This window comes from Paenibacillus athensensis (assembly GCF_004514475.2).
GTDB classification, from domain to species: Bacteria; Bacillota; Bacilli; order Paenibacillales; family NBRC-103111; genus Paenibacillus_AL; species Paenibacillus_AL athensensis.
Map to the genome: position 1 here is coordinate 421645 of NZ_MYFO02000005.1, position 11732 is coordinate 433376.

An 11732-nucleotide genomic window follows, 5' to 3' on the forward strand; every position below is an offset into this window, starting at 1 on the left:
TCAAGACTTGACGGCCCCGCTGGTTACGCCGGAAAAAATAAATTTTTGCAAAAACAGATACAACACCACCGTAGGAATCATAATAATGAGGATGGCTGCGCAAATCGCGCCCCATTCCGCTTGATTCACCCCGGCAAAACGCATGATCGAGGTCGAAACCACGACCAGATCTTTTTTAGGCATATACAAAAAGGGAATGTACATTTCATTATAAATATTAATCGTTTTTAAAATGACCAGCGTAGCTGTCGCCGGACCGAGCAGCGGAAAAATAATCGAGCGGTAAATCCGGAACAGCGAGGCGCCGTCCATCATCGCGCTTTCATCCAGCTCGTAAGGGATGTTCGTAATGAACTGCAAATAGATGTAGATTTGAATGATATCCGCGCCAATGAACAATAGAATCGGAGCCCCGAGCGTATTGAACAAGCCCAGCGATTTGATCAGCGAGAACACGACGACCTGCGTCGTAATCGTCGGCACGATCGTGGCGCTTAGAAAACCAAGCATGATCAGCTTTTTGCCGCGAAACTCAAACCGCCCGAGCGCGTAGGCGCTCATCGTGCCCAGCACAACGTTGCCGAGGATTGAAACTGCGATAATGATCACCGTATTCAGGAACGCCGTGCCCATGTTCGCTTTGGCAAAAACGTCAATGAAATTATCGAGATGGAGGAAGGACTTGGGCAGCGCAAACGGATTCGTGCTTTCGTTTTTGCCCTTGAAGGCGTTCACCCATACGACATACGGAGGAAACAACACGACCGCCGTAGCGATTAGCAGCAGCACATATTTGAAATAATGGACGGCATCAAATTTTCTCATTGCTGTTTCCCCCTCCGTTGAATGGCCAGGTTCTGCGCGCCCAGAATCAGTGCCGTCATAATCAGCAGCACGATGCTCATCGCTGAAGCGAGTCCAAAGTTATTGAACTGGAACGCCGTTTCCACTGTCTTGAGCAAAAAGGTTTCGCTGGACCCCGCCGGACCGCCCTTGGTCAGCACGAAAGGTAAATCAAAAATCGCCAGCGCCCCGCTAATCGTCAAAAACATATTCAATTGAATGATTTTCGTCAGATTGGGCAGCGTCAAGCTCCATAACGTCTGAAAGCGATTGGCACCGTCAATCTTGGCCGCTTCGTACATATCCCCTGGAATCGCCTGCAGCGCCCCCAGATAGATCACCATGTTATAGCCCATGAATTTCCAGAAGCCGATGGAAGCCAAGGAGAAGTTAACCAGCGATTGATTGCCGAGCCAACTGATCTTGCCGATTCCAAAAAAACCAAGCAACGCGTTCAACGAGCCGTTTTGCGTATCAAACACGTATTGAAACATAAAAGCGACAGCTACGGCGTTCATGATAAAGGGAAGAAACAAAATGACGCGAAAGCCGTTTCTTCCTCGAAGTTTCGAATTTAAAATAACGGCAAAGACGATAGCGGCTGCGTTCTGGACAATGCCGACCAGCACATAAGGCAGATGGTGAACAAATACGCCAAACAATTCGGAATTGGTGAAAATCTCTTTGTAGTTCGCGATCCCGATCCAGACGAGCTTGTCGCTGTAGCCGTCCCAGCTCGTGAAGCTGATATACATCATTTTGACAGCAGGGTAATACGTAAACAGGCATAGCAGGACGACCGGAACGATTAAAAAACAAAACACGATGATAAACTTCTGGATTCTATAAGAAATACCGTTCATGCTCCCACTCCGCTCTTTCCTGGAAAGTTTCTGATCAGGAAGCAAAATGGATTACCGGCGTACACCCGAATAATCCATTTTGCCTGCTCCTGCTAAATCGGCTTATTTACCTAACGCTTTCTTCGCAGCGGCCCATTTCTCATTCAATTTATCCAGATACGCTTTCGGATCTTTTTGCAGAACGAAATCCTGTACAACCGCCTCTTTCACGAATTGAGCCTTGTTGATGATTTGCGTGGTATCGTCATTGTCGGAAATGCCTTCCAGGTACGTGGCCCCGAAGCTGTTGAACTCGGACAATTGCGCCATCTTCGGCTGCTTATCCTTCAATACCGGAATGAAGCCGGCAAAATCATCGAAGCCGGAGTCTTCCAGCATCCACTTGACGAACGCCTTCGCCGTGTCGAGGTTTTTGCTGTCCTTGTTGACGCCGTAAGCCCAGTCGGGAGACAGCGGAGCATTCAGCTTGCCGGAGTTATCGTAAGGGAACGGGAAGAAGCCGACGTTATCCGAAGTCGTACCGCTGTCGATGACTTGCGGAATCACCCAGTTGCCAAGCAAATACATCGCGAATTTGCCGCTGGCGACATCCTTCTTCGATTGCTCCCAGTTGGTGGAGTTGATATCCGGCTCCAGATAGCCTTTCTCATACATCGTTCTGAGAATGCCCATCGATTTGCCGTAAGCATTGTCCATCGTATACGGCGTGTCGGTTTTGGCCCGATCATTATTCAGGTTGGCGTTACCGGACATGACCGTTGGAATCTCCGAGCCCCACGGATACAGCGTCCACTGATCCTTGAAGTTGGAAGCCAGCGGCACGATGCCCTTCGCTTTCAGCTTCTCGCTTGCTGCATAGAACTCATCCAGCGTCTTGGGAACGGCGGTGATGCCTGCATCTGCAAACGCTTTCTTGTTATACACGATACCTACTGTCGCGCCGCCTGCAGCAATCCCGTACACCTTGCCGCCAGTCGATTTGAAATCTTTGAAATAAATGTTGTCGTTCAGTCCGAGGTCATCGAGCGGAGCAAAATATTTCGGTAAATCGGTGTTGGCGATGGTCGGAATGAGCAAAACATCCGGCAAATCGCCCGTGGACAAGCGAACCTTCGTCGTTTTATCCAGATCGGTAATCGCTTCAAATTCAACCTCGGCATTCGGGTATTTCTCTTTGAAGCGTTTGGCGTACTCGACATATTCCTTGCCGACCATATCCGTGCGGTTCGTCAGGAAAGTAATCTTGCCTTTAATCTTGTCGGCATCGCTGTCAGCCGGCTTCGCTGTTGCCGTTGGTTGATCTGTCGCCTTGGTTGCCGAATCACCGCTTGCGTTTTCTGTTTTGCTGCCGCATGCGGCCAGAAGCGTAACCGACATTGTAAGTGCTACCGCTACCGACAAATACTTTTTCATCTAAAATGACCCCTCTCAAGTAGTTGATATCGTTTACATGAATAAAGATATCACGGATTTCATAAAAATTCAACTATTATTCAAAATTTTAATTATAATTTTAATGTTTTATTTTGAAAAATACATTCAAAATACGTTTTCCGATTTTCGCGCAAAAAAACAGCATACCCGTCATTCTCACGTAGTATGCTGCATCTTCGGCAAATTCATTTAAAAGCCATCCGGATCATGGCGCTTCTGCCGGAGAAATCGCCTTGACCGAATCACGCTCCACCAGAAAGGTGGATAGCAGGACCAGTTTGGGCCAAGCCTCCGGCTCATTGATCCGCTGCAAAATCAGTTCTACCGCGCCCTTCCCCATCTCGCTCTTGGGCACCTTCACCGTCGTCAGCTTGGGCTGGGTCAGCGCACTGATCGATAAATCGTCAAAGCCGACAATCGACACCTCCTGCGGACACAAGACGCCCATGTCGGCAAAGGTCGACTGCGTTTCAATCGCCAGCATGTCATTGGCGCAAAAATACGCCGTCACCGGATCGTCGCGATGCACGTAGCGGCTTAACGCATTGGAAAACTCAGGCGATGTATAGTTGCCGTCGCCGCTGACGCCAGCGCCTTCGATTTGCACCGTTTCGATGCCCTCGATGCCGGCCTCCTGCGCCGCTTGGACCGCTTGTTTGAAGCCGCGGTACCTCTCAGCAAAGCTCCAGGCCGAGTTAACATCGCCTACAAACGCCAGCTTGCGGTGCCCGGCCTCCAGCAGCAGCCGGGTAGCCTGCTGCGCCCCTTGGCTGTTGTTGGATAGAATATGGTCAACCTGCGGGTCTTGTACGTTGGAATCGACCATGACGAACGGATAATTTTTCTCCTTTAAAGTGTTCATATAATTATCCGGGATGTGGCCCAGCACAATGACGCCGTCCACATGGCCTTCATGCATTCTGGCGGGCAGCCAGTCTCTGGCGTCGGCATTTGATGTATCGATGCTGGACAGCAGCATACTAAAGCTATGCTTGGACAGTTCCTCGTCAATGCCCCCCAATATTTTGCCCCAATATTGAAAATCCTGCATGTATCCGCGCGGCATCACCACAGCCAACGTGCCTGTTTTGGAAGCCGGTACGGTTTTACGGGTAGCCTTCATCCGATAGCCCATTTCCTTGGCCGTCGTCCAGATTAATTCCTTTGTGACATCGCTGACTGCCGAATCATTGGACAACGCCTTGGAAACCAGTGCCTGGGAAACATTCAAATGCTCGGCAATGGTCTGCAGCGTAATTTTCTTCATGAATCCCTCATCCCACTCTTCGTTGAATTTTGTTTCTTTAACAATACTCAATTTTTCAACTTATTTCAATTTTTTTCTTAGAAAATCGCGCAAATCCAAGAAACACATCGAGAGAGAGGCGGACGCATGAAGCAGGAAGCAACCGGGAGGCGTGGTCGCTGCGCGAAACAGGGGGGAGACACAAGCAAACAGCCAGCCGCCGGTTGGTATCCGACGACTGGCCGCTGCTGGCTCCTTATTTCAATTTGGGCAATTCATCTCTGGTAATGACATTCGAGGCATTGTACACCGCGCGAATTTCATTGTCGGTGTTGTATTCGACGCCGTTGATCGGATCAAACACCCATTCCGCCCACCCCATCGCAAATGCCCATTTCGGCTGGGCCGCCAGCACGCTTGGACTCGGCAGCTTGGCGCATTCGCCAATCGCAATCGGCTTGCCGCCGGCTACGGTAAGTGCCGCATTGTATTTGGCCGTCGTGAAATAATCGCCATTGTAAATGTCGAGGGCAAAAATATCCCAATAGGCGTTACCCGGGTTGTAAGAGCTCCATGACGAAACAAAGTTGTTCGCGCTCTCCAGGTCCTGCATATCCCACACCCACACGATATTGGTCAAGCCCTTCGTATTCACCATGTAGTCGCGAGTCAGGCGATACAGCGCAGCCGTACCGTTCGTACCCGGTCTGCCGGCCCACCAGAACACGCCTTGATTCATCTCATGAAAAGGACGGAACAACACGGTGACGTTGCTGTCCTTCAATTGCTGGATATAAGAGGCGTATGTATCCAGACGTTTTTTCCAAGCGACATTCAGCGTTCCGCCGTTTGTAATCAGCGATGTCCATTGGGAATCCGACAGCTTGCTGACTACACCGCCGTCCCAATTTCCGGGCTCAGACTGCGTGGGCGGAGTGACGTGCATCATTAATTGAACAATCGCGCCATTGGCCCATTGTTTCTTCGCTTCATTGATCATCGTTTGACGATTGCTCACATCGCTGGCCGAGAACAGGAAATCGCCGCTCCAGAGCGCTGGCGTTTTGCCGGTAATCCCGATAATCGTATTGGTGTATTTGGCCGGATCGGAGTTCGGCTCCCGGTTATGTTCACCGATGACGGTCCCGCTGCGTCCCGTGCCCTTCAAATAATCGAGCACGCCTACCGTAGTCGTGGTTGTAGCACTACCATATACCTCAAACTCCCAAATGGAAAAGCCGTAGGCTGTCGCCCGTTTGATGCCGTACATTTTCACATATCTGGCGCTCACTGCTGCAAAGTTGATCGTGCTGGTTCCTCCTGTTGCGCTGTAGTTTTCATATCGGGTCGTCCAGGTGACATTATCTGTCGAGGTTTGAATCTGAAATTGCGTCGCATAGGCCGCTTCCCACTTGATCAATACGCTGGACACCGTCTGAGCGGATCCCAGATCGACGACAAAATTCTGGTTATCGGCATAGGCGGAGGACCAGCGTGTATTGCCATTGGCGTCCACGGCGTTCGAGCCCGGGTACCCCGACTCTGTCGACGATACCGTCACGGGTCGGCCATAGGCCAGGTTGACGCCGGCCGCCGAAGCCGGGGCAGACTCCGAGGAAAACAACACGATCATTCCCATAAGCAAGGAAAGAATGACCATAACGTGAATGGCTTGTTTCTTGGTTTTTGTGATGAGCATAAATAACCTCCATTTGGATTCAAATTTATTGAATGCGCTTTCAACAAGCTAAATGTAAAACATTTTTTGCCACTTGTAAATACTTTTTCTTAAATTTTTATTTAATATTTATTAATAATTTCTCTTAAAAATCGGTTTTTATTAATTAAACTTAGATAAATTCCACTTATTTTGGGTGAAATACGCAGTTTCGGCTATGCGATATTCATTTCGGCAATAAATCAGCGATTAATCATTTTTCAAAATAATTCACTTTATTCCCCTCACATTAAATTTCACTTTTTCTTAAAATTTGTTTCATTTTTTCGAAAAATTCGTAATATAACTCATCGTCATCTCTAAAAACCCTTAGGTATAATTTAGGTAATCTTAGGCAGAGGGCAGCATGGACATGCCGGATTGGAAAGGAGAACAGCACTGTATTTTAAAATTAATCAAGGGGGTATCCAACACATGATGTTTTACAGATTGTCCCGCAAAGCCTATTCATTGGTCCTTTGTTTTCTGGCATTCCTATTATTTTTCGCTTCTTTATTGCTTGTCCCCGCCGACTCCCAAGCGGCCACCAATCTGGCTGTTGGCAAAGCAACGACAGAAAGCGGCCATGCGGATGTCTACAGCTCGGGCAACGTAACCGACGGCAATTCGGGCACTTATTGGGAAAGCGTCAATAACGCTTTTCCACAATGGATTCGCGTCGATCTTGGAAGCGCTAACATCGTGAATCAGGTCGTTTTAAAATTGCCCAGCGCGTGGAACAATCGCAGCCAAACGTTGTCCGTGCTGGGCAGCGCAAACGATTCCGCGTATACCACATTGGCGGCTTCCCAAGCATACGCCTTCACATCAGGCAGCAACACGGTCACGATCACGTTCACCGCGGCCAGCGTGCGTTATGTCAAAATCAGCTTTACCGCCAATTCAAGCTGGCCGGCCGGTCAATTGTCGGAGCTGGAAGTCTACAATACGGCGTCGGCAACACCTAGTCCAGCACCCGTCGGCTTGTACGAAGCCGAAGCCGCGGCATTGTCTGGCGGTGCCAAAATCAACACGGATCACGTCGGTTACACAGGCAGCGGTTTTGTTGACGGCTACTGGACACAGGGCGCAGCCACTGCTTTTACCGTGAATGTTGCAACAGCCGGCAGCTACAATGCGGCGCTGAGCTTCGGCAATGCCAGCGGCAGTGCAAAAACGCTGAGCATCTATGTAAACGGCACGAAAGTGAAGCAAACCACTCTGGCCAACCAGGCGAACTGGGATAGCTGGTCCACGCAAGATGAGACGCTGGCCTTGAATGCGGGAAGCAATGTGATCGCCTACAAATACGACCCGACCGATTCAGCCAACGTCAATCTGGACAATCTCCAGCTTACATTCACAGGCACAACGCCTACATCGACGCCAACACCAACACCAACACCAACACCAACACCAACACCAACACCAACACCAACACCAACACCGACACCAACACCGACACCGACACCAACTCCCGTGGCTACGCCGGGAACGAATCTGGCCTTGAACAAAGCGATCACCGCCAGCAGCTACACCCAGACCTATGCAGCCGGCAACGCCAATGACGGCAATCCGAATACGTATTGGGAAGGGGCTGCGAACGCCTACCCGAACTGGATACGCGTGGATCTGGGCGGCAATAACAGCGTTAGCGCTGTAACCGTGAAGCTCCCGGCGAGCTGGGGGACCCGAACGCAAACGCTAACGGTATTGGGAAGCACCGACGATGCAACTTATACAACGCTTGCCGCAGCAGCGACCTACACGTTTGCTTCCGGCACCAATACCGTCACGGTGAATTTCGGCTCCGCAGCAGTTCGTTATGTCAAACTGAACGTGACCGCCAACAGTGGTGCGACCGGGGCGCAGGTTGGCGAGCTTGAAGTGTACGGTTCCGCCATCCAGACTCCGATGCCAAGCCCGACACCTACCACTTCGCCGGCCCCAACCAACCTCAATCTGGCCTTGAACAAGCCGACGATCGTTTCGTCCAGCGAAGCGGCCAGCTACACGGGAAGCAGCGCAGTCGACGGCAGCACGACGACTCGCTGGTCCTCCGCTTATGCCGATCCGCAATATCTGATCGTGGACCTTGGCGCCGCGCAAACAGTAGCCAGCGTAGTGCTGAAGTGGGAGACGGCATATGCCCGCCAATTCCAGATTCAGACCTCGACGGACAATGTATCGTGGACGACGGTGTATGCCAACTATAACGGCTTTGGCGGCATCAATACGATTAACTTCAACGCCACGACGGCACGATATGTAAAAATGTACGGCATCCAGCGAGCCACAGCCTACGGCTACTCCTTGTACGAGTTCGAAGTGTATGCCGGCAGCACGGCAAGCAGCACCTCAACCGCAGCAAAAAAACAACAAATTCTGAATTACCTTAGCAGTATTTCCGGGAATCACACGCTGGTGGGCATCGAAAATAAAGACGCCTCCAATCCGACCAGCCATACCGACCAGATTACCGCCATGACCGGAAAGGTGTCTTCCTTCTGGGGAGGGGACTTTGGATTCGGCAGCGGTGCCGTTAACAATCGCAGCAACCTGATCGCCGAAGCGAAGCGGCAATATAACAAAGGGGCATTGGTTTCACTCATGTATCATGCCTGTGCGCCTAATCGCGATGAATATTGCAGTTGGGACGATATTGGCGGCAGCAATCCGGCGAAGCTGAGCGACGCTCAATTCGTCGAGCTGACTACACCGGGCACCGGCTTGTATAATGCCTGGATCAATCGTTTGAATACCTTGTCCGTTTATTTGCAGGATCTGAAGGATGCCGGTGTCGTCGTCGTTTTCCGGCCTTTTCATGAAATGAATCAATGCGTGTTCTGGTGGTCGTGTCACAAAGGACCCAACGGCAGCGCCAAGCTGTACCAGATTACCCACGATTACTTGGCCTATACCAAAGGGCTTGATAACCTCATCTGGAACTGGAACGTGCAAGACTTCTCCAATCTCAGTACCGAGGTCGATGCGTATAACCCCGGCACGGCGTATTTCGATATGGCCACGCTGGATGTGTACAATACCGGATATACGCAAAACAATTACAACACCATGCAACGCGTCTCCGGCGGCAAGCTGATTGGCGTTGGCGAATGCCAGTTCATGCCGTCGGCTTCCCTGCTGGCCCAGCAAAACAAATGGCTGTACGTCATGTTATGGCCGGACTTCATCAGTCAAAACCAGAGCACCTTGCCGGCTTTATATAACGCCTCTAACGTGCTGACGCTTGATGAAATGCCGGGCTGGTCCTTTCAGCCGTAAACGGCAGCGGCATTTTATAGCCACCCGGCTCCCCAGCAGCAAAAAGCAAAGTCCCTGTTGCGGGACTTTGCTTTTTGTTCACTGACAGAAACCTGTACGCCTTCGCTATGTATATGTATCCTACCGCAAGCAATGCAACCGCAAGGCCGGCAGGGCTGTCGGTTCCGCAGACTGACGACCGCCGTACAACGGAATCCGCACTTCAAAAGCGCTGCCGCGACCCAGCTCGCTGCGCACGCAAATGCTCCCCTTGTGAAGCTCAACCAGCTCGCGCACAATGGCCAGTCCGAGACCGGAGGAGCCTTTATGCTTCACAGGTCGGCCTCGCTCCACTTTAAAGAAACGCTCCCAGATCAGCCCTTGATCCTCCGGCGAGATGCCGATGCCCGTGTCCGTCACTGTAATCAGGACGCACCCTTCCGACGGAACCGCCCTGGCCTGCAATTCAATCGTGCCGTTTTCGGTGAATTTCACAGCATTTTTGATCAAATTGTTCAAGATTTGTTCCAGCCGGTCCGGGTCGGCATGGGCCTGCGGCGCATGCTCATCGGTCAGGCAATGAATGACCGTCCCGCGCAGCTCCGCTTCCGGTTGAAATTTGAAGCTCAGCTTGGCCAGCATCGCCTGCACATCGACCGCCAGCCACACCAGATCGATTTCCTTATTTTCCAGCTTCATCAGATCGGTAATATCGTCGACCAGCCGGTTCATATGTAACGTTTCGTTATACATAATCTCGTAGTATTTGTCCCGCGCTCCCTCTTCAATCAAGCCGTCCTGCAGCGCCTCCAGAAACCCTTGCATCGCCGTAAGCGGCGTTCGCAGCTCATGGGACACATTGGCCAAAAAATCATGCCGCAGCTGATTGAGCTGCTTTTTCTCCAAATCCACGCGCTCCAGCTGCTCAACCATATGATTGATCGTCGTCGCCAGCTCGCCGATTTCGTCCTTGGCATCGGTCTGGATGCGCTCGCTGTAATCGCCAACGGCGATTTTGGCGGCGGCTTTGTCGATCTGCTGGATCGGCCGGGTAATCGACCACGACAAATACGAGGAGACGATAATGGAAAAGAAAATACCGAACAGCGTCACCCACAGAATCGTCTCCCGCAGCTGGGCGATCGTCTCGTCCATTCCTTTCAGCGGCGAATGCAGGACAATGCCGCCGTAGACGTCGTTGTCCTTGCCCCAAGGAACGGCAATCGACAGCATGCCTTCCTTAAAGCCCTCGGATTGATTCCAGATGGCGGGTTCGCCGTTCAGAACCTGATTGACCACATCCGTGCTGATGATTTTGCCTATATTCACCTCGTCCTTGGAAGAAGTCGCCACGATGTTGCCATGCAGGTCGAAGATCCAGACGCGCGAATCATAGGCTTGATCGAAAAAACGCAGCTGCTCCTTGAAGCTGTCGGTGGGCTCCGTCTGATTTTGAATCGCCAGATTCACCTGCTTGGCTTGGCGGATCATCTCACTGCTTTTGGAATTGACGATATACGATTTGGCGAACAAGGAGATGACGAGCCCCACCGCGCACAAGCCGAGAAGCACCGTCACGATGGAGCTGGTCAGCATTTTGCGGAGAATGCTTGTGTTCGGATTCAGGTACATGCCGCTACCTCGAATTTATAGCCCACTCCCCAAACCGTATGGATGCACACCTGCTGACACGGGCTTAATTTCTCGCGAAGTTTTTTAATATGGACGTCCACCGTTCGCATATCGCCCAAAAAATCATAGCCCCACACCTGCTCCAGCAGTTGTTCTCTCGTAAACACATTGCCCGGTGATTTGGCGAAAAAAGCCAGCAGCTCGAACTCCTTGGGGCGCATCTCGATCTTGAGACTTCCCGCAAGCACCTCGCGGCGGGTCACATGAATCACCAGATCGTCAAACTCGAATTGGGAAGCCGCATCGGCTTCAGCCGCCGGCTGCCCCTTCTGCATTCTGCGAAAGATCGCTTTGATACGGGCAACCAGCTCACGCGGACTGAAGGGCTTGGTCATATAATCATCGGCGCCTAGCTCAAGGCCCAGCACCCGATCAAATTCATCGTTCTTGGCCGTCAGCATAATGATCGGCACGTCATAGCGTTTGGTGATCTCCCGGCACGTTTCAAAGCCGTCGAGTCCGGGCATCATCACATCGAGTATCACAATATCGGGCTTAACTTCCGCTAACAGGGTCAGAGCCGAGACGCCGTCAGGGGCTTCGATGACCTCGATAAGCTGCTGACGGAAATAGAGCCGGATGATCTCTCTCACATTCGGATCGTCATCGGCAATCAACACTTTCCAAGGCACAAGTCTTCACACCTTTCTAGAATCCTCTCATAGATTTCTCA

General features: G+C 51.3%; 8 protein-coding genes. 1 reads left to right on the forward strand and 7 read right to left on the reverse strand.

Annotated features, from left to right (window positions below; genetic code table 11):
• The 5 genes from B5M42_RS12490 to B5M42_RS12510 all read right to left on the reverse strand — a co-directional run bounded on the left by B5M42_RS12490 (nt 1) and on the right by B5M42_RS12510 (nt 6085).
• On the reverse strand, nt 1-825 hold the full coding sequence (locus B5M42_RS12490; RefSeq protein WP_134754334.1) for a carbohydrate ABC transporter permease: 825 nt from the start codon (nt 823-825) through the stop codon (nt 1-3).
• Nucleotides 822-1706 (reverse strand): carbohydrate ABC transporter permease, encoded by an 885-nt coding sequence (locus B5M42_RS12495; RefSeq protein WP_134754336.1) that lies wholly within the window; start codon nt 1704-1706, stop codon nt 822-824. Before B5M42_RS12495 ends, B5M42_RS12490 begins: the two co-directional genes overlap by 4 nt.
• 102 nt (nt 1707-1808) lie before the next feature.
• Entirely contained in the window at nt 1809-3119 is a 1311-nt protein-coding gene (locus B5M42_RS12500) for an ABC transporter substrate-binding protein (protein ID WP_134754338.1), read from the reverse strand.
• Between the two features lie 226 nt (nt 3120-3345).
• Complete coding sequence (locus B5M42_RS12505; RefSeq protein WP_134754340.1) at nt 3346-4407, reverse strand: LacI family DNA-binding transcriptional regulator; 1062 nt, start codon at nt 4405-4407, stop codon at nt 3346-3348.
• A 235-nt stretch (nt 4408-4642) separates the two neighbouring features.
• Nucleotides 4643-6085 carry a glycosyl hydrolase gene (locus B5M42_RS12510; protein WP_209280739.1) on the reverse strand — a complete coding sequence of 481 codons (1443 nt, stop codon included), beginning with the start codon at nt 6083-6085 and terminating at the stop codon, nt 4643-4645.
• A gap of 453 nt (nt 6086-6538) precedes the next feature.
• Between B5M42_RS12510 and B5M42_RS12515 the strand changes: the two genes are divergently transcribed.
• The gene (locus tag B5M42_RS12515; RefSeq protein WP_134754342.1) at nt 6539-9388 is read left to right on the forward strand and encodes a galactose-binding domain-containing protein; all 2850 of its coding nucleotides are present in this window, start codon (nt 6539-6541) and stop codon (nt 9386-9388) included.
• Nucleotides 9389-9508: 120 nt separating this feature from the next.
• Here the strand turns inward: B5M42_RS12515 and B5M42_RS12520 are convergent, their stop codons facing one another.
• Both B5M42_RS12520 and B5M42_RS12525 read right to left on the reverse strand, forming a co-directional pair.
• Nucleotides 9509-10999, reverse strand: a complete 1491-nt coding sequence (locus tag B5M42_RS12520; protein WP_134754344.1) for a sensor histidine kinase — start codon at nt 10997-10999, stop codon at nt 9509-9511.
• Nucleotides 10990-11691: a response regulator transcription factor gene (locus tag B5M42_RS12525; RefSeq protein WP_134754346.1), complete on the reverse strand. Its 702-nt coding sequence runs from the start codon at nt 11689-11691 to the stop codon at nt 10990-10992. The genes B5M42_RS12520 and B5M42_RS12525 overlap by 10 nt, the downstream gene beginning before the upstream one ends.
• Between the last annotated feature and the right edge of the window lie 41 nt (nt 11692-11732).

Excerpts from the sequence above, each read along its gene's own strand:
- B5M42_RS12490 (WP_134754334.1), bottom strand. The coding sequence starts at position 825 with ATGAGAAAATTTGATGCCGTCCATTATTTCAAATATGTGCTGCTGCTA.
- B5M42_RS12495 (WP_134754336.1), bottom strand. The coding sequence starts at position 1,706 with ATGAACGGTATTTCTTATAGAATCCAGAAGTTTATCATCGTGTTTTGT.
- B5M42_RS12500 (WP_134754338.1), bottom strand. The coding sequence starts at position 3,119 with ATGAAAAAGTATTTGTCGGTAGCGGTAGCACTTACAATGTCGGTTACG.
- B5M42_RS12505 (WP_134754340.1), bottom strand. The coding sequence starts at position 4,407 with ATGAAGAAAATTACGCTGCAGACCATTGCCGAGCATTTGAATGTTTCC.
- B5M42_RS12510 (WP_209280739.1), bottom strand. The coding sequence starts at position 6,085 with ATGCTCATCACAAAAACCAAGAAACAAGCCATTCACGTTATGGTCATT.
- B5M42_RS12515 (WP_134754342.1), top strand. The coding sequence starts at position 6,539 with ATGATGTTTTACAGATTGTCCCGCAAAGCCTATTCATTGGTCCTTTGT.
- B5M42_RS12520 (WP_134754344.1), bottom strand. The coding sequence starts at position 10,999 with ATGTACCTGAATCCGAACACAAGCATTCTCCGCAAAATGCTGACCAGC.